The sequence below is a fragment of the Galbitalea soli genome (assembly GCF_010686725.1).
Lineage (GTDB): Bacteria > Actinomycetota > Actinomycetes > Actinomycetales > Microbacteriaceae > Galbitalea > Galbitalea soli.
This window is the reverse complement of the sequence record NZ_JAAGWZ010000002.1, coordinates 435,958-456,826: the sequence shown is the minus strand read 5'-3', so window position 1 is coordinate 456,826 and position 20,869 is coordinate 435,958. Positions and strand designations below refer to the sequence as shown.

Annotated in this window: 17 protein-coding genes; 5 read left to right on the top strand and 12 right to left on the bottom strand. The window is 70.6% G+C overall.

What is annotated here, in order from left to right; genetic code table 11:
- Positions 1 to 84 precede the first annotated feature (84 nt).
- Positions 85 to 1,038, top strand: a complete 954-nt coding sequence (locus tag G3T37_RS08295; protein ID WP_163473025.1) for a helix-turn-helix domain-containing protein — start codon at positions 85 to 87, stop codon at positions 1,036 to 1,038.
- 26 nt (positions 1,039 to 1,064) lie between these two features.
- On the opposite strand, the gene G3T37_RS08290 is transcribed toward G3T37_RS08295, so the two are convergent.
- On the bottom strand, positions 1,065 to 2,279 hold the full coding sequence (locus tag G3T37_RS08290; protein WP_338401219.1) for a glycosyltransferase: 1,215 nt from the start codon (positions 2,277 to 2,279) through the stop codon (positions 1,065 to 1,067).
- Positions 2,280 to 2,431: 152 nt separating this feature from the next.
- The gene (manA, locus tag G3T37_RS08285) at positions 2,432 to 3,577 is read right to left on the bottom strand and encodes a mannose-6-phosphate isomerase, class I (RefSeq protein WP_163473024.1); all 1,146 of its coding nucleotides are present in this window, start codon (positions 3,575 to 3,577) and stop codon (positions 2,432 to 2,434) included.
- 109 nt (positions 3,578 to 3,686) lie between these two features.
- Between manA and G3T37_RS08280 the strand changes: the two genes are divergently transcribed.
- Positions 3,687 to 4,865 (top strand): acyl-CoA dehydrogenase family protein, encoded by a 1,179-nt coding sequence (locus G3T37_RS08280; protein WP_163473023.1) that lies wholly within the window; start codon positions 3,687 to 3,689, stop codon positions 4,863 to 4,865.
- 25 nt (positions 4,866 to 4,890) lie between these two features.
- The gene (locus G3T37_RS08275) at positions 4,891 to 6,198 is read left to right on the top strand and encodes an O-antigen ligase family protein (RefSeq protein ID WP_163473022.1); all 1,308 of its coding nucleotides are present in this window, start codon (positions 4,891 to 4,893) and stop codon (positions 6,196 to 6,198) included.
- A gap of 8 nt (positions 6,199 to 6,206) precedes the next feature.
- On the opposite strand, the gene G3T37_RS08270 is transcribed toward G3T37_RS08275, so the two are convergent.
- On the bottom strand, positions 6,207 to 7,583 hold the full coding sequence (locus G3T37_RS08270; protein ID WP_163473021.1) for a hypothetical protein: 1,377 nt from the start codon (positions 7,581 to 7,583) through the stop codon (positions 6,207 to 6,209).
- Between the two features lie 93 nt (positions 7,584 to 7,676).
- Between G3T37_RS08270 and G3T37_RS08265 the strand changes: the two genes are divergently transcribed.
- Positions 7,677 to 8,957 carry an O-antigen ligase family protein gene (locus G3T37_RS08265; RefSeq protein ID WP_163473020.1) on the top strand — a complete coding sequence of 427 codons (1,281 nt, stop codon included), beginning with the start codon at positions 7,677 to 7,679 and terminating at the stop codon, positions 8,955 to 8,957.
- Here G3T37_RS08265 and G3T37_RS08260 read toward each other — a convergent pair.
- The 8 genes from G3T37_RS08260 to G3T37_RS08225 are packed head-to-tail and all read right to left on the bottom strand — an operon-like array spanning position 8,929 to position 17,001.
- Positions 8,929 to 9,213, bottom strand: coding sequence for a hypothetical protein (locus tag G3T37_RS08260; RefSeq protein ID WP_163473019.1), 285 nt, complete (start codon positions 9,211 to 9,213; stop codon positions 8,929 to 8,931). The two genes, G3T37_RS08265 and G3T37_RS08260, sit on opposite strands and share 29 nt — an antisense overlap.
- A complete protein-coding gene (locus G3T37_RS08255; RefSeq protein ID WP_163473018.1) occupies positions 9,210 to 10,493 on the bottom strand; it encodes a glycosyltransferase in 1,284 nt (427 codons plus the stop codon). Before G3T37_RS08255 ends, G3T37_RS08260 begins: the two co-directional genes overlap by 4 nt.
- 18 nt (positions 10,494 to 10,511) lie before the next feature.
- A complete protein-coding gene (locus G3T37_RS08250) occupies positions 10,512 to 12,629 on the bottom strand; it encodes a hypothetical protein (protein ID WP_163473017.1) in 2,118 nt (705 codons plus the stop codon).
- Positions 12,626 to 12,826, bottom strand: coding sequence for a hypothetical protein (locus tag G3T37_RS08245; RefSeq protein ID WP_163473016.1), 201 nt, complete (start codon positions 12,824 to 12,826; stop codon positions 12,626 to 12,628). Before G3T37_RS08245 ends, G3T37_RS08250 begins: the two co-directional genes overlap by 4 nt.
- A 2-nt stretch (positions 12,827 to 12,828) precedes the next feature.
- On the bottom strand, positions 12,829 to 13,785 hold the full coding sequence (locus G3T37_RS08240) for a glycosyltransferase (protein WP_163473015.1): 957 nt from the start codon (positions 13,783 to 13,785) through the stop codon (positions 12,829 to 12,831).
- Between the two features lie 52 nt (positions 13,786 to 13,837).
- Positions 13,838 to 15,289 (bottom strand): glycosyltransferase, encoded by a 1,452-nt coding sequence (locus G3T37_RS15295; RefSeq protein WP_163473014.1) that lies wholly within the window; start codon positions 15,287 to 15,289, stop codon positions 13,838 to 13,840.
- A complete protein-coding gene (locus G3T37_RS08230; protein WP_163473013.1) occupies positions 15,286 to 16,776 on the bottom strand; it encodes a glycosyltransferase in 1,491 nt (496 codons plus the stop codon). The genes G3T37_RS15295 and G3T37_RS08230 overlap by 4 nt, the downstream gene beginning before the upstream one ends.
- A 3-nt stretch (positions 16,777 to 16,779) precedes the next feature.
- Positions 16,780 to 17,001 carry a hypothetical protein gene (locus G3T37_RS08225; RefSeq protein ID WP_163473012.1) on the bottom strand — a complete coding sequence of 74 codons (222 nt, stop codon included), beginning with the start codon at positions 16,999 to 17,001 and terminating at the stop codon, positions 16,780 to 16,782.
- A 192-nt stretch (positions 17,002 to 17,193) separates the two neighbouring features.
- Between G3T37_RS08225 and G3T37_RS08220 the strand changes: the two genes are divergently transcribed.
- Positions 17,194 to 18,684 (top strand): hypothetical protein, encoded by a 1,491-nt coding sequence (locus G3T37_RS08220; RefSeq protein WP_163473011.1) that lies wholly within the window; start codon positions 17,194 to 17,196, stop codon positions 18,682 to 18,684.
- 63 nt (positions 18,685 to 18,747) lie between these two features.
- Here the strand turns inward: G3T37_RS08220 and G3T37_RS08215 are convergent, their stop codons facing one another.
- Positions 18,748 to 20,856, bottom strand: coding sequence for a hypothetical protein (locus G3T37_RS08215; protein ID WP_163473010.1), 2,109 nt, complete (start codon positions 20,854 to 20,856; stop codon positions 18,748 to 18,750).
- Between the last annotated feature and the right edge of the window lie 13 nt (positions 20,857 to 20,869).

Sequence of the window (20,869 nt, the reverse complement as noted above, 5' to 3'; positions counted from 1 at the left end):
CCGTGGCAGAACATCCACGAATTGCGAAGTACTGCCACTCGTGCCAGAGTGGCGGGCGTCACCCTCCCGTGAAAGGTCGTCGCCGTGCTCCGCAAGGTCGTGCTCCTCGCCATCCCCGGAACCGCACCCTTCGAGTTCGGGGTCATCTGCGAGGTGTTCGGCATCGACCGCTCGGAGATGGGCGGACCCTCCTTCGAGTTCCACATCGCGACGGCGGACCCCGGCCCCGTGCGGACGAGCCTCGGCTACGACATGGTCATCCCCACCGGTCTCGACGTGGCCGCCGACGCCGACCTCGTCGCCGTGAGCGCGCACACGACCGACCACGTCGACCCGCGGTTCCTGGAGGTGATCCGCGCGGCGCACGCGCGCGGCGCGTGGGTGCTGAGCGTGTGCAGCGGCGCGTTCGTGCTCGCGGAGGCGGGCATCCTCGCGGGGCGCCGCGCCACGACGCACTGGATGCACGCCGACCGGCTCGCCGCCCGCTACCCCGACACCCGGGTGGACCCGAACGTGCTGTTCGTCGAGGACGGCACGGTCATCACGAGCGCGGGGACGGCCGCCGGCATCGACGCGGCACTGCACCTCGTGCGCAGGGAACTGGGCGCCTCGGTCGCGAACGTCGTCGCCCGGCGCATGGTCGTGCCACCGCACCGCGACGGCTCGCAGGCGCAGTACATCGCCGCGCCGCTGCCCGAGTCCCCCAGCGACTCCCTCGCCGCCGTGACCGAGTGGATGCTCGATCACCTCGCCGACGACCTCACCGTCGACCAGCTCGCCCGCCGCGCCCTCATGTCGTCGCGCACCTTCGCCCGGAGGTTCCGCGCCGACCTCGGTACGACGCCCGCCGCGTGGCTGAACCGCCAGCGGATGCTGCGCGCCCAGCAGCTGCTCGAGGAGTCCGACGTCGATCTGGAGGCGATCGCCCGCACCACCGGGTTCGGCACCGCCGCCGTGATGCGCCACCACTTCGTCAGGGTGCTGCAGACCACCCCGACCGCGTACCGGCGGACCTTCGGCGCGCGCGCGGCCGGGTGAGCGGTGCGCGCGCACCCCTTCGTGCCTCAGGCCTCGTCGGATGCCGATCGGTGCCGACGGATGACGGGCAGATCGCTGTCGTCGTCATCCTCATCTCCGACCGGCACCGTGCCCGCAGCGGGGGTGCGACCCGGTGCGTAGATGACTCTCGAGTGGTAGGTGAATCGCACCACGAAGGCGAGCGCGAGCGTCACCGCGGTGGCCGGCACGGCGGCGATGCCCCAGAGGGTCACCATCACGTACAGCACGGGGATGCGCACCGCCGCCTCGACGTTGTTGAAGATCACCGACTTCGCGAAGCGCACGCGCCAGTGCGAGGCGCCGTGCAGGAGGTCATGGAACACGAAGTGCTCCTGAAGGATGAAGTTGGCGATGATCGTCACTTCGGCGGCGATCGCCGCCGCGATCAGGTACTCCATACCCAGGGAGGTGAGGAGCCACACGATGGCGAGATTGGCGAGCGCCCCGATGACGCCGATCACCGCGAACGCGGAGGCCCGCCCGAAGCGGAGCGCCATGAGCTGCCGCAGGAACCGGACCCCCTGGGTGACCGACGCCTTCGACTCCCCGGCGAAGCGGCGTCCGAAGGAGAAGGGCTCCTCCAGCACGCGCATGCGGTGCGGCTGGCGCACCAGGATCTCGAGCAGGATCTTGAAGCCCCGCGGCTGCAGCCGGTCGATCGCGACACGCGGCCGGTGCACGAGGAAGAACCCGGTCATGGGATCGGTGCAGTCGCGCATCCGGGACGGGAACATCGCGCGCGTGAGCAGCGTGGAGGCCTGCGAGACGAGGTGCCGAATCGGACTCGAGAGTCCCGCGGCCTCGCCCTCGCCTCGGTACCGCGATGCGATGACGATGTCGGCGAGGCCGGTGCCCGCGGCGGCGGCCATCACGGGAATCATCTCGGGCGGGTGCTGCAGGTCGCCGTCCATCACCTGCACCCAGTCGTGGGCGGCGGCGCGCATCCCCGCGATGACCGCCCCGCCCAGCCCGCCCGTCGGCTCGACCCGGTGGAGCAGGCGCACCGGCACCCGGCCGTCGTCGGGGATGGCCGCGATCACGGCGGGGGTCTCGTCGGTGGAGTCGTCGACGAAGATGATCTCGGCGGTCATCCCGACGGTCGCCGCCCGGATGCGCCGCACCAGTTCGACGACGTTGCCCGATTCGTTGAACGTGGGAACGACGACGCTGACCGCGACCGGGGACGCGGCACCTGTCGCGGCGGTATCACTCGGCGTCACGGGGGTCCAAACGGTCTGTGGGATCAGGGAGCAGAAGCCTGCGAACGCTGCACTGCCGGGAACGCGCCATCTTGCCGACGACCACAATAACCGTCGCCTCAGAGAATCGCGTGGCGGAGCGATCCCGCTCCCTGAGAAAAATGGCAGCCGGCTCAGGCGCCCCGCGGAGCCGTCAGCACCGACGTCGCCAGAAACAGGGTCGCATCGCCCGAAAATCCCAGGCTCCCCTCGTCGGCCGTGACGTAGAGCGCCTCGCCACGCGAGATCGCGCGCGAGCCGCTCGCCCCCGCGATCACCGCCTCCCCCGCCGTGCACAGCACGATCGAGTCGGCGGGCGGAGTGAAGTCCGCGTGCGCGGACCCGGGGCGGATGACCACGAGCTCGAAATCGGGCACATCGGGCCGGAACACCTCGACCCCCGCCTCCGGCCGGGTTCCCGCCAGCAGCGGCACCGGCAGCGGGGTGAAGTCGAGCACGCGCAGCAGCTCGGGCACGTCGACGTGCTTGGGCGTCAGCCCGCCGCGCATCACGTTGTCGCTCGCCGCCATGAGCTCGATGCCCACGCCCTTCAGGTAGGCGTGGATATTGCCGGCGGGCAGGTAGATCACCTGCCCCGCGGTCAGCACGGCCCGGTTGAGCAGCAGCGAGATGGCGATCCCCGGGTCACCGGGGTAGGCGCGCGCGAGCATCCCCACCGTCTCGAACTCGAGGCCCGGCGCGGTCTCGGCGAGCGCGACGAGCCGCTCGACCAGGGTGTCGACGCCCGGCCCGCGCGAGATCAACCACTCGAAGACGGCGGGCAGCGAGGCGTCGTCGACGAGCCGGTCGAGCAGTGCCGAGACCGCGGGGTCGGCGGCGAGCGGCTGGAGCAGGTCGCGGGTCGCGGCGACGGGACGGAACCCGCACAGCGCGTGATACTCGTCGCTGAGCGCGCAGAGCAGCTCGGGCTTGTGCAGGGGGTCCTTGTAGTTGCGCGCCGGGTCGTCGAGGGCGATCCCGAGCGCATTCTCACGCGCGAAGCCCTCGGCGGCCTGCTCGAGGGAGGGGTGCGCCTGCAGGGAGAGCGGTGCGTCGGCGGCCAGCACCTTGAGCAGGAACGGCAGTCGCGTGAGCTCCCCGAGTGTGCTCGCCCCGCCCGCCTCTGCGGGCCGCACGACGCGGGACGGCGACCCGGGATGGGTGCCGAGCCAGAGTTCCGCCTCGGGTCCCCCGGGAGCCTCATGGCCGAGGAGTTCGGAGATCCGGCCGGCCGACCCCCACGCGTAGTCGCGCGGCGTATTGGTAATGCCTACAAACATCCAGCGGTCTCCTCGCACCCGATTTAGACCAAAGTACCAACCGAGTTCGACCCGCCTCGCCTCCGACCTAGGCTGGCGCTCGGATTCAGACGAGCAATGGAGCGTGACAATGTCCTTCGAGCCCCTCATCAGTGACTTCTACGGCTTCGAGAGTGCCCTCACCGAGCAGGAGAAGGACCTCCTGATGGAGCTGCGGTACTATCTCGAAACCGAGATCAAGCCGATCGTGAACGACCACTGGGAGCGCGCCGAGTTCATCGCCCCCGCGGTGAAGGGGCTGGCCGCCCTCGGGATGTTCGGCCTCCCGTGGGCCGAGACGCAGCGGTTCCCCAACTCGGCGGTCTTCCGCGGCTGGACCGCCCTGGAACTCGCCCGCGTCGACGCGAGCGTCGCGACCCTCGTCGGGGTGCAGAACGGGCTCGTGATGGGCTCGGTCGCGGTGGCCGGCTCGCCCGAGCAGCGCGCGGAGTGGCTGCCCAAGTTCGCCTCCGGGGAGCTGCTCGGCGCCTTCGGCCTCACCGAGCCGCTGTCGGGATCCGACTCCGCCCAGGGTCTGCGGACCACGGCGACCCCCGACGGCGACAGCTGGATCCTCAATGGCGCGAAGCGGTGGATCGGCAACGGCTCCATCAGCGACGTCACGATCATCTGGGCGAAGAGCACCGAGGACGGACAGGTCAAGGGCTTCCTCGTGCCGACCAGCACTCCGGGATACTCCGCCACCCGCATCGAGGGCAAGCAGTCCCTGCGCATCGTGCAGAACGCGGACATCGTGCTCGACGGGGTCGTCGTCCCCGAGACGCACCGCCTCCAGAACGCGAACTCGTTCCGCGACACGGCCGCGGTGCTGCGGCTGACCCGGGCGGAGGTCGCCTGGGCGGCGGTGGGCAACGCGGTCGGCGCCTACGAGGCGGCCGTGAAGTACGCGGGTGAGCGCGTGCAGTTCGGCAAACCGATCGCCGCCCATCAGCTCGTGCAGGAACTGCTGGCCAAGAGCCTGGGCAACATCACTTCGTCGATCGCCCTCGTCACGCAGGTGTCGACGATGCTCGACGAGGGGCGGCAGCGCGACGAGCACTCGGCGCTCGCGAAGGAGTTCACGACGAGCCGGATGCGCGAGACCGTGGCCTGGTGCCGCGAGCTGTTCGGCGGCAACGGCATCGTGCTGGAGAACGACGTCATCCGGCACTTCGCCGACGCCGAGGCCATCTACAGCTACGAGGGCACTCGCGAGATGAACACCCTCATCGTGGGTCGCGCGATCACCGGACACGCAGCGTTCGTGTAGCCCCCAGTCGTATACCCTCGGGAACATGATCGAGAATCGCGCATTCCTCCGGGCGTTCGCGGTCCTCGCCTTCTTCACGGCCCTCGCGGGCGACGCGTGGCGGTACTCGATCAGCTGGTACGGCTTCGCGGCGATCGCCGCGTTCGTGATCGTGGTGTCGGTCATCCTGCTGGTACGACAGCGGCACCTGTGGCGCGTGAACCAGCTGCCGTACCCCCTGCTGATCTTCGTGGCCCTGTGCGCCCTGTCGACGGCGTGGTCGGACTACCCGGGCTGGACCGCGCTCGGCACCCTCACCACGATCTCGACGGTCACCTCCGGCATCGCGATCGCGGCCACCTTCAGCCGCGCCGAGATCGTGCGCCACCTGGGCACCGCCCTGAAGCTCGTGCTGGGTCTCTCGGTCGTCTTCGAGCTCTTCGTCAGTGTCGTGCTGCGCGCGCCGCTGCTGCCGTTCTGGTACGGCTACAAGGCCGGCCAGAAGCTTCCGATGCTCGACTACTGGTCGCGCGACCTCTTTCTCGCGGGCGGCAAGATCCAGGGCATCGTCGGCAACTCCAGCCTGCTCGCGATGGTCGCACTGCTGGGGCTCATCGTGTTCGGGATCCAGCTGGCGTCTCGCACGGTCAGCATCGCCTGGGGAATCGTCTGGCTGGCGGTGGCTGCGCTCTGCGTCGCCTGCACGCGCTCCGCGACCATCATCGTCGCGATCGCCGTGCTCGCCGTCGTCGTGATCGCCGTGCTCCTCGCGCGCCGCTACGACAGCCCGCGCGGCCGGTTGACCGTCTACGGCGTGCTCGCGCTCCTCGCGGGCGTCGCGGCCCTCGTGGTCGCCCGATTCCACACCGAGCTGCTCGCGCTGCTCGGCAAGGGCGACAACCTCACCGGGCGCGTGGGCATCTGGACCAACGTCATCCACCTCGCCCAGCAGCGTCCCGCCTTCGGCTGGGGCTGGGTGAGCTACTGGGTGCCGTTCATCGAGCCGTTCAAGAACCTCGCCTCGGCGGGCGGGGTGCGACAACTGCACGCGCACAACGCCTGGCTCGACGTGTGGCTGCAGCTGGGCATCCTGGGGCTCGTCGTCTTCGGCTGCCTCGTGGTCAGCACGCTCGTGCGCTCCTGGCAGCTGGCCGTCGATCGCCAGCGGGTGTCGTTCGCCGACCCCGGTCACTACACGGCGGCGTCACTGCTGCCCCTGCTGCTGCTCGTCGCGCTGCTGGTGCAGAGCACGGCCGAGAGCCGCCTCCTCATCGAGTACGGTCTGCTGCTACTGACGATCTGCGCCGTGACCACGAAGCTGCCCATCCGGCGGTCGGACACCGTCGACGTGTGAGCGGGGCGTCAGCCCTTCCCGAGGACGAGTGCACAACTCAGTTCGTTGTGCCACCGGCGCGGAGGCGAGTACACCGGCAGGCGAGTGGAGGCCGGCAGGGTCAGGCAGCGCTCGTGGATCGCGGCGACCTGGGTCGCCCACGGCGGCGCGGTCGGCTGACGGACCGGCACCGAGAAGGCGGCCGCCCCCGTCATGACCACGGCGGCGACCGCGAGCATCGCCACCGCGCCCAGGCGAGCCGCGCGCGGAGCACGACCCACCGTGGTCGCCGACCCCGCCGACCGTGCCGAGCGCGCTGATCTCGCAGTGACGAGAACGGCGGCGGCCAGCGGAACGAGCGCCGCGAGCAGCATGCCCGACGCGACGCCGTAGCGGAGCAGCGGCGTCGAGCTCAGCCACCGCGCGGTGGGGAACAGGGCGTAGAACGCACCGGTGTTGGGGTTGAGGTAGTACCCGGCGCTGAACGCGACGATCGACCCGACGAGCAGGGCGACGGCGAGCGCGCGCTGGATCACCGTGCCCGCGATGAGGACGAACACCGCGCACACGACGAAGAGGGCGAAGAGCGCGAACGCCAGCAGGATGCCGTGCCCCGACATCACGCGACCGATCACCCGCGGCGAGTTCACGAACAGGGGAAGCACCGTGTTGGTGAGATAGCCCTGGATGACCGACGCGACACCGGGCGGCCCCGCCACCGAGGGCGGCCGCGGAAACGCGAGCGTCGTGACGACCTGCATTCCGAGCCCGAGAACGAGGGCGCCGACGACCGGCCACGACCTGCGGGCGCGGAGATGAACGAGCGCGAGCGGAAGGAACAGGAGCATCTGGATCTCGGTCGCCCCGGCGAGGAAGGCCACGAGCGCGAGCAGGACGGACGCACGCCACGTTCGTGGGAGCCCCGTGAGCAACCACGGAGCCAGCCACAGCAGATAGCTGTGAAAATTCGCAGTGTTGCCGAGCACCTGATCGACCGAGAGCGGCACCATGATCGTGATGAGGCTCAGCGCGAGGCGCGCGGGCAACCAGGGCAGCGTATCCCGGCTGAGGAGGAAGACGAGCGCCGCGACGCCCGCCGTGAGAACGCAGCACACGATGGCGATCGCGTTCGCGTAGTCCGCGAGCGGCACAGTGACCAGGACGGTGTTCGCGACCAGCCGGGGCACCACGTGCAGATAGCCGAGATAGGGATGGAAGACTGTCGCGTATCCACCGTCGTCGATCGCCTGCTGGAGGAAGCGCATGCCGTCCTCTGCCCACAGCGCGTGGCGGAACGCCGGTGGCAGACGAAGGTACGAGACGATCGCGCCGAGCACGAGCAACGAGACCGCGATCGCGGGGTCGCGCCAGCGCCGACGGCGCGGGACGGTGGTGAGGTCAGTCATGGTTCACCCTCAAGTATGCGGTAGCTCCTCGTCGTGCCCCGACCTCGGCGCGGGCAGAGGCGCGGACCGCCATGGGCTAGTTTGGGTGGGACAATGACTCTTCCCCGACCCTCAGCGGCAGCACGGGATGCGGCGGTCGCCGTTCTCGGCTCCAGTCGGTTCACGGCCGCCCTCACCTCGACGGCCATCGGGGCGGCCTTCTTCTCGGGCCTGATTCGGGGACTGATCGGGTGGCCGGGGCTCGTCGGGGTCCTCGCCGGGCTCGTCCTGCTCTCGGTCGGCTCGATCATCGCCCGCCGCGAATACATCGAGTGGCGCGGCCTGCTTCCGATCTCGCTCATTGTCTTCGTGGGCTGGACGATGACGACCATCCTGTGGAGTCAGTACCAGTGGGCGACGCTCGGCGGGGTGGGGTACCAGTTCGCCTTCACCGTGCTCGGCGTCATCATCGCCCTCGGCCGCGATCCCATTCAGATCGTCCGGGCCTTCGGAGACGTGCTGCGGGTGGTGCTCGGCGTGAGTCTCGCGCTCGAGGTGTTCTCGGGCATCCTCATCGACACACCGCTTCGCTTTCTGGGGATTCAGGGCGACATCGCGTCGCTCGGGCCGATCCAGGGGGTGATGGGGTCACGGAACCAGCTCGGTTTGACGGCGCTCATCGCGCTCGTGACCTTCGGCACCGAGTTGTTCACACGATCCGTGTCACGCCGCCTGGGCATCCTCTCCGTGGTCGCCGCCGCCGTCACCCTCGCTCTGACCCAGTCGCCCGTCAGCGTGAGCGTGCTCGCCATCCTCGGCCTCGCCTCCTTCGCCCTCCTCGGGCTCCGACGGATGAAGCCCGACCGTCGGCGCGTCGCCCAGGTCGGGCTGCTCGTGGTCACGGTTTCCGCGATCGCGGCGATCTCCTACTACCGCGCGCGCGTCGTGGCGTTCGCGGGGCTCGGCACCGAGGTGCGCTATCGCGACACGATCTGGCACCAGCTCTCCGAGCGGATCAGCGCGCACCCGCTGGAGGGGTGGGGCTGGATCGGCCCCTGGCAGCTGGAGCTTCAACCGTTCCACGCGATCGTCGTCGCGCACGCGGCGCGACCCCCGTCGGCGCTCAACGCCTTCATCGACGTCTGGTTCCAATTGGGCGTCGTCGGGCTGATCGCGTTCCTCGTGCTGATCGGGCTCGCCTTCGTGCGATCGTGGATCATCGCGTCCCAGCATCGCAGTCGCGCCTATGTCTGGCTCGCGCTGGTGCTCGTGACGCTCGTGGCGACCTCCCTCGCCGAGAGCGTCATCCTCACCGAGTACGCCTGGCTCACGCTCGTCGTCTGCTGCGTGAAGGCCGCCGACAAACTCAGCTGGCGCCAGCGCCTTCCCCAGTAGCGGCGGCACCCGCAGCGCGATCCGCCGCGCCGCCGTCGCTCGCACCAGCGGCACTCAACCGCTCCTCCAGCCAGTCGATCCGGCGATTGGTGGCCAGAAGATCCTTCCGAACGGCCACGACCTCCTCGCGCAGAGCCAGATTGCGCTGCAGCAACGCCGCCAGCCAGGGCCGGGCGATCCGCCACGCCACGCGCCGCGGCAGGGAGAGCGCTGTCCCGCCGACCTCGTTCACCCCGTAATATTCTTCCGGCGTCATCGGATACCGTCCCTCGTCTCACAGTCATCGTAGAGAAGGCGAGTCGCCTCCCGGTCGTTCGCGACCACGGCAGCGCCGAGCTGCGCGGAGTCGAGCGCGGCCGCCTCCCAGCCGGGTCTTCCCCCAGCGAGCATGAACTCCTCGAGCGTGTCGACCGAGTGGGCGAGGGAGAGCGGTCCCGCGGCGAGTCGGATGCCCGCGGCAGACAGTCGAGCGAGGTCCACCTCACCCTCGCAGACCCGCTGCATGGCCTCCGCGAAATGCTCGGCCGTGCGCGGGACCTTGATGGCGTGGACGCCATCGACGAGCAGCTCGGCCGCCCCGCAGCTCGCGGTCAGGATCGGGACGCATCCCACGGAGGCGGCCTCGAGGGGGGCATTGCCGAGCGGCTCCCGCTCCCAAGTCGGGAACAGGAACGCGTCGGCGTCAGCGTTCTCCACGATCACCCGCTCCTGCGGCACCGCACCGTGAAAGGTCACCCGATCGGCGACCCCCTCGGCAGCGGCCCGGGCCTCGAAGGCCTCCACCTCACCGCCGCCGTACACGTCGACCCTGAAGTCGTCGCAGCCGCGCTCGCGCAGCAGCCGCGCCGCGGCGACGACGATTCCGCTGCCCTTCTGCTCGTTGATGGTGCCAGCGGCGACGAATCGCACCGGTCCCGCGTGCGGCCAACGGCGGGTGCGGCGCACCTCTCGCTGGGGCACTCCGCGCGGGATGATCCGCACCGACGGACCCAGATCGATCCCCTCCGCCGCGGCCTCGTCGGCGACCGTCTGGCTGATGGGAGCGATCTGGCCGGCCGCGTACAGCGGCCCCTTCGCCCCGAACAGTTCGATGATCGGCGCGGTCGTCAGGTCGGCCAGCATGGTGGGAATCTTGTCGCCCAGACTCAGAGTCCACGGCACCCCCGCCCGATTGAGCGTGTCGAGCATCGCGAGTCCGCCCAGTCCGAGCACGTTGAAGGCGAGCACGTGGTCGGGGCGGATTCGGCGCAGCGCCGCGAGCAGCAGGAGCGAGTTCGTGAGGTTCGACACGCGGGAGCGGTGCACGATCATCCGCTCGATGACGGGGCCCGGGGGCGGGACATCGGGGTAGGCGGCGACGTCGAGGAGTCGGTGCACCCTGGCGTCGCCCGTCGGGATCGTCTGTTCGGTCGCCCCTGTGAGAACGTCGACCTCGTGGCCGCGCCGCTCGAGCTCCTGCACGATGTGGAATGCGGCGAGCTCGTATCCGCCCCGCACCCGCGGAGGGTACAGATTGCTCAAGACGAGGATGCGCACGCTACGAAGTGTATGAGGTCACAGTCGCGCGAGAGCGTCGCTCAGCCGCTCTCCGCGCGCCGCGACGACCAGCCGCGAGCGGTAGACGATCTCGGGCGGAAACACCGGTTCACCGGCGAGCAGGGCGAAGAATTCCAGGGCGTAGACCCCAGCCGGCAGAACCGCCCCCGGGAACGCCATCTCGATCAGCCCCGTCGAGGTGGAGGGCGATGGCGCATGGGCGTCCTCGACCGAGACTCCGTGGCTGAGGTCCTGCCCGAGCACCCGATAGCAGAACTGCGCGTCCGGGCCCCCGTGCGCTCCCAGTCGCGCGAACCCCAGGGGGATGCGGAGCGGTGCGTCCTCGCACGCGACCAGCACCTGCGGCACTCCCGTCACGATGAGCGCGTCCGCGCCGCGCTCGAACACCATCGCCCCGTGAGCGAGTTCCCGCTGGCGGATGACCGGCACGAGCTCCTCGAACAACCGTCGGCTCTCGGCGTACGGCGCCTCGATCGCTTCCAGCGCCCGCTGCTTCTCCGCCGCGCTCATCGAGGGATCCAGCAGCGCGGTGTCGCCCTCGTAGGACTCCGGGTAGTAGTTCTCGAATCGGAGGTCTGCGGGCGGGTGCGCCGCCGCCCACGCGGCCGGGGTCTGCGGCCACCCGAGCGACCGGTAGAGCGTCTTGTCGACGAGCGTCGGGTAGCGCGAGGCGAGGAGGTTGAAGTAGATGCTCCACTCCTCGATCGCGCCCCCGTCAGCATTCCGCTCGGCGAACTCGACCGCCTCGGCGAACACGCCGCGGTTGATGATCTGCGGCTGGTGGGAGGCGTAGGCGAGCAGTTCCATTCCCCTGGCGCGCAGCAGCACGAGGCTCGTGTGCAGCGCGCGGTCGAAGTCGGTCACCCGGTGCGGCCAGCGCGACAACTCGTAGAAGTAGTGGGCTCGATAGCGACGGTCGGGGTCGAGGAAAACGTCGAGCGCGATAGGCGCAACGGGCTGGTTGTCGTCGTCGAGCATGATGAACTCGTCGTCGATCGCGGGCAGCGACGGGATCCGCGACCGCAGCATCCAGTTTTTGCGCGTGTGGCTGGCGCCGCGGAACTCCGCCAGCCGGTCACCGAGCAGTCCCTCCTCGGCGACGAAGCGGATGTCGCGGCCCGCCGGAATCGCGAGGATCGCCGCCCGCAGCGACTCGGGCGCGATGACCACATACTCCGCGACCCAGTCGACCCGGTCATCCAGCAGGGCGATCGTGCGCCGCAACGACTCGGGAACGTTGCTGATGAACACCCACTGCAGCCGCTCCGGCCGTGGACGCGCAGCGATCTGCCGGGCTGCGGGCAGCCGCTCCACCAGATCGGCGAGCTGCCGGGCCCAGTCGTTCCATGACGGCGCCGAGAAGTCGCGCGCGATCTGCGCCTCGCGCTCGGCGCGGCGGGCGGGCGCGTCGAGGTAGGCGAGCAGCGTCTCTGCGGGCTCGACCACGGTGCCGAAGTGCGCGTAGTCCGCGTGGCCGCCCAGCGCCTCGCGCGCCGCGCCGCTGTCGTCCACGATCGCGATCCGTCCCGCCGCGAGCGCGGCGGCGGCGAGCCGCGCGTCGCCGAAGGCGAGCACGAAGGACGCCCCTCCGATGTCGTGGGGATGCTCGCCCACGAACTCGAGCCGGACCCAGGGGTGCACGCGCCGCACCACATCGACCACGCGCTCGGCCCGGCCACGGTCGGCGGGATTCGCGACCACCAGGCCCTCCGCGCGATGCCCGGTCGCCTCGATCGCGACACCGGGGCGGATCACCCGGATGGCGGGCGTCACCCCCCGGGCGCCCGAGCTCGCGCGCAGGGCCCACTCCTGCGGGTGGCTCTCCACGAGGGCGATGTCGTTCGACGAAAGGAAGGCGGAGTCGGGGTCGGCGTCGTCGGCGGCGAACGCCGCGATCACCGTTGCTCCCGCGTTCCTCGCCACGTCGAACCCGCGCTGGCGCACCTCGGTGGCCACCGTCGGCGCCAGGTCGATCAGCACGTCGCCGTGGGTGAGGGCATCGAGACGCGCCGCGGCGGCGTGCCCCGGGTCGACGCGCACCGCCCCGGCGGGAAGCTCGGCGAGGAGTGCGGCCGCCGGCCGGTCATCCGGGGCGATGACGACGATCGCGGTCACGGCCGCACCCGCCGCAGTGCACCGGCGAGGAGCCCGACCACCGGCAGGCGCGCGACCCGCCGGGCGAGGCGTCGGGCGGCGACGGGGGCGCTGACCCGGCGACCGTAGAGCGGCGCCTTCCCGCGCAGCGCCCAGCGGCGAGCAGCCCGCAACCGCCGCTCGGTGCGCGGCGGGATCACCGGACGCGAACCGTTCACGCCTACCGACGAACCTCTGCGGCGTCGTACTGGAGCTCCTTCAGCCGCTCGAGGGTCTCCTCCAGGAGGATGCGGTTGGTGCGGAGGAGGTCGGCGAGGACGCCGAGCGCGAAGGCGATGATGGCCCCGGCGAAGAACACGACGCCGACGATGAGGGATTGCAGGTGGTTGCCGCCGTCGCCCACGCCGATGAGGATCGCGTAGCGCACAAACGGCACCAGGCCGGCGATGACGAGCAGCACCCCGAGCCAGGCGAACAGCGCGAAGGGCTTGAACATGATGTAGCTGCGCAGGATCGCCTCGGCCGACTTCACCACGTGCTGCCCCATCGAGCTGAACAGCCTCGACTCCCGGGTCTTCGCGTTGGTGTCGATCGCCAGGCTCGCGATCTTCATGCGCTTGTTGCCGGCCTGGATGATCGTCTCCATGCAGTAGCTGAACTGGGTCACCACGTTCAGCCGGTAGAGCGAGGCGCGCGAGTACGCGCGGAACCCGCTCGCCGCATCGGGCAGGTCGGTGCTCGCAGCGATGTTGACGACCGTGCTGCCGACGCGCTGGAGCAGCTTCTTGAACGGCGAGAAGTGCTCGATGGTGTGCGTCTGCCGGTCACCGATCACGATGTCGGCGTCGCCCGCGATGATCGGCTGCACGAGGTCGGCGATGCGCTCCTGCGGGTACTGGTTGTCGCCGTCGGTGTTGACCACGATGTCGGCCCCGTGGCGCAGGGCGTAGTCGATGCCGTCGCGGAACGACCGGGCGAGGCCCATGTTGCGCACGTGGTGCACGAAGTGGGTGACGCCGAACTCGGCCGCCACCTCGAGGGTGCGGTCGGTCGAACCGTCGTCGATGATGAGGATCTCGATCTCGTCCACGCCGGGGATCTGCTTCGGGATGCCCGCGAGCACGAGGGGAAGGGTCTGCTCCTCGTTGAGACACGGGACCTGGACGAAGACTTTCATGATGCTCCTGGGAGGCCGGTGGGGCGCGCGACGGGTGAGGCCGAATTCAACCCTATGCGGTTTGGCCCTCGACCGCGTTCCACAGCTCTGCGGCGTATTCCGCCCAGCCGCGGCGCGGGGCCGAGTGCGTCTCGGCCCGCAGCGCATCGAGGCGCTCGGGGTCGTCGAGCAGGGTGCGGATGCCCGCCGCGAGCGCCGCGTCATCCCGCGGGTCCACGAGCAGCCCCCCGCGCCCCTCGGCCAGCTCGCGCATGCTGCCGAAGTCGGAGGTGATCACCGGCACCCCGCGCGAGATGGACTCGGCGACGGGAAGCCCGAAGCCCTCGTTGAGCGAGGGGAACACCGTGAACTCCGCCCGGCCGTACAGGGCCCAGACGAGGGTGTCGGGCGCGGAGGAGAGGGTGATGACCCGGCGTCCGCGCGCCCGGGCCGCGTCGAGCGCCCGGTGGAAGCCGCCCGCGTCCCAGGAGTTGCCGCCGACGATCACGAGCGTGAACCGGGCGCCATCGCGCCAGGCGAGCTCGGCCGCCTGCAGGAGGGCGAGGTGGTTCTTGCGCGGCTCGTGACTGCCGACCGCGAGCACCAGGCGGTCGGCGGGGTCGACGCCGGCGGCGATGAGCTCGGCGGCCGCGTCCGGTGACGCCGCGACCCCGTCCGCGGTGGGCAGCCCGACGATCCGGATTTCCGGTCCCCGCAGGCCCGCGCCGCCCAGCATGCGCCGCCAGCCGGAGAACTCGGCCGAGGAGGAGCCGGAGGTCGCGGCGACCGCGTCGAACTCGGCGAGGGCGGAGAGGTAGCGCGCGAATCCGCCCGGCATGCCGCCGCCCGCGGTCTCGGCGGAGGTGATGGGGATGCAGTCGTGACCGACCGCCACCGCGCGCGAGCCCGAGTACAGCGCGATCGCGCGCAGGCGCGACGCGCGCCGCTCATCCGTCGCGATCTCGGGCAGCACGTAGCGGGCGTTCCACGGCACGACCACGAGCGTCTTCTCGACGCCCTCGGCACCACCATCGACGAGAACGCGCTCGGTGGGGCTGAGCAACCGGGGGGCGGTGAAGCCCGCGGTCCAGGCGACGAGGGTCAGGGCGTGCACGCCGGCCCACTGCGCGAGCGTCGACCGCACCACGCGCTGGATCCCCGTCGTGAAAGTCGTGTGCGCGGTGTCGTGCACGTCGACGATCGTGCCGCCCAGGACCTGAACGGTGGGCGCGCTGAGCGGGCGGCGCAGCTCCTCCCGCCGCACGCGCGCGACGAGGGCCTCGAGCACGGCGGGCGCGCCGTCGAGGCGCCAGCGACGTTCGAACACGACCACCTCCTCCGCCTGCGGGATGACCGCCCGCAGCACGGCGAGCAGCAGGTAGCTCGTCTCGGCCCGCGGCGCGCCCAGCCCGGTCGAGAGGGAGCCGACCGCGAACTCCACCGACGCGCCCGCCGGAATCGGGGTCGCCCCGAGCGTCTCCGCGCAGAGCGCGAGGCGCGCGACGAGGGCGCTGCGCGAGATCACGAGTGCTCCCCCAGCCGTCCGGCCGACCAGAGTTCCGTCGCGTAGTCGTGCCAGCTGCGTGGCGGGATGCGCGCGGCCTCGGCGGTGAGGCGGGCGATGAGCTGGTCATCCGTGAGCAGGGCGCGCATGCCGTCGGTGATCGCGTCGTCGTCGCGCGGGTCGACGGTGAGGCAGCCGCCGTTCGCCGCGATCTCGGCGAGGCTGCCGTAGTCGCCGGTCAGCACCGGGGTGCCGAGAGCGAGCGACTCGACCACCGGGAGGCCGTAGCCCTCGTGCAGGGAGGGGAAAACCGAGAAGCGCGCCGAGCGGTACAGCTGCCAGAGCTCGCGATCGCGCATCCCGCGCACCGACTCGATGTTCCAGCCGTGGCGGGCGCGCAGCTCGCGCAGGTGCCGGTCGAAGGGCAGGGTGCGCGTGCGACTGCCGCCCCCGACGAAGACGAGCCGGAAGCGGTGGCCCTCCGCGAGCAGTCGCTCCGCCGCGAAGAGCACCGCGTCCTGGTTCTTGCGCGGTTCGTGACTGCCGACCGACAGGATCACCGGCACCGGCGTCTCCGCGGGCGCCTCCCCGGTCTGCGGCGGCACGTCCGCGGCCAGCGGAACGGCGGTCACGCGCGGCCCCGCGAGCCCCTGCGCGGCGAGCGCGTCCAGGAAGCCCCCGAACTCATCGGCGACCGAGCGACTGATCGCGACCACCTCGTCGGCGTGCTTCACGACCGAGAGGTAGCGGGCGAAGCGCTCGGCCTCGCTCGCGGCGACGAGATCGGCGCTCGCGATCGGGATCGTGTCGTACCCGATGAGCGAGACGCGGTTGCCCGAGAACTCGGCGAGCGCCGCCAGGCGTTCCACGAGCGCGGGCTCCGGAACCTCCGGCAGGAAGACCCGGGAGTGCCACGGCACGATCAGCTCCTCGGGCTGCGGTGCGAACTCCGGCGCCTGCCCCGCGGCGAGCTCGCGCCAGGCGACGACGCGCTGGCGTTCGACGGCGGTGAGACCGCGCAAGAGCCCCGAGCGGCGCGTCCAGGCGACGAGCTCCACGGGCGAGGTCGCGACGTCGAGGAGGTGCGGGATCACCTCGCGCACCACGCGCTGGATCCCGGTGTTGTGCACGAACTTGGCGCAGAAGTTGACGTCGACGACGGTCACGCCCTCCACCACGCGGAGCGGCCGCTCCCACTCGCCCGCCGCGCTCGCGGCGTCGAGCGTCTCCTCCAGCACCGTCGAGCGGGCCTCGCCGGGGCGGCAGAGCACGAGCCGGCGGCGCAGCGACTCGAACTGGGCTGGTGTGGGGAAGGCACCGGCGGTCGCGGTGAAGAGGAGCCACAGGCGGTCGTGGGCGGGGGTGTCGCGCACGGACTCGGCGAGGGCATCCAGCAGTTCGTAGGGGTCGTCCGTCTCGGGTGCGATGGGCAGCAGCACGCGCGCGGCCTCGCGCAGCCGCTGGAGCAGCAGGGCGCGCAGTCGCTCGGTGCGCGGGGTGTCGGCCACCGGCTACCGCCGTCCGAGCTTGGCGGCGACGACGCCCATGCCGAGGGAGAGCGCCCGCGACGGGCCGACCTCGAGCACCTTGAAGGCGAAACGGATCGGGATGGTGAGGGGGCCGGAGCGGTCATCCCGGAGCGTGCGGTCGACGGCGCCGTGCCGCCGGGTGGTGCGGTCGACCGTCTGCAGCCAGCGCTCCAGCTCGTCGTCGCGCGCACCCGGATCCGTCACCGGATCAGTTTAGAGGGAGTGCCCCGCCGCACCCGACCGGCGGCCGGGGCGGTGAACTCCACCCCATAAAGGGGGTGGGCGAATCCCGAACGAGCGTTTACCCTGAAAAGAGGGGATCCGACGCTCGAATGCACCCGATTCGGTCGAGCCGGGGGGATTTGGTCCCCACTGCTCGACGAACGGGATCACCTCATGCTCCACACCGCAGTGCACACGCTCGAGCGAGGGGTGAGCGCGCTTCTGCGCCGCGCCCGGCCCCTCGCCGCCACCGCCGCCATCGCGGCCCTCCTGTCGGGCGTCGCGCTCGTCTCGCCGCTCGCGAGCGAGAGCGCGAGCGCCGCTCCCTCCCCATCGGAGTTCCAGCGCGGCAACCTCATCAGCGACGCGGTGATGTTCTACTCCACCTCGATGACGCCGGCCCAGATCCAGTCCTTCCTGAATCTGAAGGGGGCGAGCTGCACGACGATGTGCCTCAAGGACTTCCACATGGACACGGTGAACTTCGACGTGCCGACGACCGGCGGCTACATTCAGCACGTCTGCGCCCCCTACCAGGGCGCGAAGAACGAGTCCGCGGCGACCATCATCTGGAAGGTCGCGCAGTACTGCCACGTCAACCCGCAGGCCATCATCGTCACGCTCCAGAAGGAGCAGGGCCTCGTCACCCGCACCGCCTCCACCTCGCTCACCTATCGCAAGGCGATGGGCTACGGATGCTCGGATACGGCGGCCTGCGCGAGCCAGTACTACGGCTTCTTCCGCCAGGTGTTCTGGGGCGCCCGCGCCTTCGCGCGCCCGGTGAGCAACTACCTGCCCGGACGCACGGTGAACGTGCTCATCAATCCGAACCGCGCCTGCGGATACAAGTCGATCACGATCGCGAACAAGGCCACCTCGAACCTGTACACCTACACGCCGTACACGCCCGACAACGCGGCGCTCGCGAACCTCTACGGCTCGGGCGACAGCTGCTCCTCCTACGGCAACCGCAACTTCTGGCGCTACTTCAACGACTGGTTCGGCTCGAGCGTCATCCCGCAGGCCACCCTGTCGTTCGTGCAGGCCGACTACATGGCCCTGCTCGGTCGCGGCGCGAGCCAGAACGACCAGTACCGCCAGGGCAAGTTCCTGCTCGCGCATCCGTCACGCGTCGACTTCACCCACTCCCTCATCGTCTCGACCGAGTACCGCAACCGGCTCGTCTCAACGAGCTACCAGTCGGTGCTGGGGCGTGCGCCCACGGCGACCGAGCTCAGCTCGATGGTCTCCGCCGTGATCGCGGGCCGGGTGAAGCAGAACGCCGTGGTGCCGACCCTGTTGAAGACGGCCGAGTACTACCGCTCGATCGGACAGGACAACACTCCCGGGTTCCTCACGGCACTGTTCCAATTCACCATCGGGCGAGCGCCTCACCCCGCCGAGATCGCGACCTTCGAGGCGAAGCTCGCGAAGGTGGGTCGCGGCGGCGTGGTCGACGACCTGTGGAACAACCGCGCGACGCAGGCCAGGGTCGCGGCGGCGGGGTACGCGCTCCTGTTCGACGGGGCGCAGCCGAGTCCCACGCAGTTGACGGCGTTCAGCGCGAACATGGCGAAGTACGGCTACTCGCAGGCGCTGTGCATCCTCGCGGGCGGCAACGGCTACTTCGCCTGGGCATCGACGAAGTATCCGACCACCGACTGATCGCTCGCGCTGTCCTGTCGGGTTCGGGCCTGGTAGCGCTGCGCCGTCGGCGCGCGGCCGGTCTCAGGGCTGCACGCAGCTCAGGCCGCTCGTCGCCGCCGGGTCGACGTGCACGCGCCAGGCCTTCACCGTGAGGGCGAGGTGCGTCCAGTCGCCCTTCGTCGGCGGTTCGCTGAGCAGGCTGATGTCGCTGCTCCGCTGCCCGAGCGGGCGGAAGGTGATCTGCGGGGAGCTCACGCGCGCATCCATCGCGGGGCCGCCCAGCTGCGTCTCGAACACGACGAAGTCCGGCGACGCCGCGCACACCGACTGCACCGCGAGCGTCTGCGCCGTCATGACCTCGTCCGGCGCGAAGTCGCTCGACCGCCCCTGCGTGTCGACCACGGAGTAGCCGAAGCTGCGCTCCATCGGCTTGGCGAAGGCCATCCAGGTGTTCGGGAAGAAGAAGCCGGGGGCCTGGCTCGTCGAGGTCGCCGCCCACACGACGGGCAGCGACGGCGAGGGCACGAGGGAGTTGAGCTCCGTCTGGAACTCATAGGCGCCCGCCATGTAGGTGTCCTTCTCCACGAGCACGAGCTGGGGGATCGTCGGCACGGCGGCGCCCAGCGCGAGCACGGCGGCGACGACCGCGGGCGCGACGCGACGGAGCCGCGACGACGAGCCGCGCATCCGCGAGACCCAGGACCCGACCCGCCATTGCCAGGCCACAGTGAGGGCCAGTCCCAGCAGGACGAAGAGCAGCGGGATGACCTCGCTCATGAGGTAGCGATCCCAGTAGAGGTAGAAGGCGTGCCCGCGCTCGAACTTGAGCCGATAGGCCTGAATGGCGATGAAGATCCCGGCGGTCAGCCCGAGGAACTGCACGAAACCGGCGACCGCCGGCGGCACCGCCGACCGGGCGACGACGAACAGCAGGGCGACGCCGATCACCGTGATCCACAGACCCTCGCGTAGCAGGATGTGAAAGACCTCGGCGTTGAGGATCACCGTCCCGAGAATCCCCGCGGCGATCCCGCCGCCCAGAACGTAGCCGAGCACCCGGGGTGCGCGGGTGGTGCGCGCCCGCCCCGCGAATCGCCGGGCCGTGAGGACTCCCGCCGCGCAGAGCACGGCGGAGAGCGCCACGAGCGCGACCGCGGTGAGCGCCGTCGGCCGGAACAGGCCGAGTGACTTGAACAGATGGAACACCGGACCGGGGAGCAACTGGTGCACCTGGGTCGCGATGTAGTAGGCCGGGATTCGCTCGATGCCGTACCAGTACGACACGAGAGCCCCGCCGAGGCTGGCGGTGAAGAGCGCCCAGAAGCGGGGGGCCATCGCCCGCCAATCGGGGACGACGACCGCGAGCACGGCGAGCACGATGAAAGGCGCCAGGAGGATCGGTCCGGTCCCGCGCAGAAGACCGAGCGACGCCATCACGACGGCCGCCGCGATGAGCCAGGCGGGAAGCCGCCGGCGCTCCGCGAACATTCCCCCGAGCAGGCATCCGATCCAGAGCAGGAAGACCGGAGCGTTGAGCGCCTCACTCGCCGGGAAGGAGGAATACCAGATGGCGTGCACGCTCACCGCGACCACGGCACCCGTGGCCAGTGTCGCCCAGGGGCCCGCACCCAGGCGCCGCGCCACTCGGGCGACGACCGCGAGGAGCAGCATGCCGCAGAGCGGCACGGCGGCGGCGGTGAACTCTGGGCCGAACATCCGCGAACTGATCGCGAGGTAGCTCGAGAAGAAGGGCGGCCAGCTCGCCTTGAGCTGGTCGATGCGCACGAACTCGTTGGCCCAGTTGACGTAGGCGCCCATGTCGCCCACCCACGGCAGGAAGTTGACCTCGCGCAGCCGCAGCGCGAGTGCGCCGAGTGCGACGATCACCCAGGCGAGCGGCAGTCGCCACCCCGTCGTGGCGAGCGAGGGGCGCGCGGGGAGACCGGCGCGAGTCACGATGGCGAAGACGAGCTCCGCGAGCCACAGCACGGCGATGATGATCGGGCCCGCCCAGCCGAACCAGGCGTACAGCGTGATCGCGAGCACGAGGTGCACGAGCCCGAGCGCGATGGCGTCGATCTTCAGCGTCACCCAGCCCTCGGCGGCGCCGCGCACGCTGAACGCCGCGGGCAGGCCGGCGAGCAGGAAGATCGCGGCGTGCACCACGATGATGAGGAGAAGCGGCAGCACGGGTGTCCTTCGG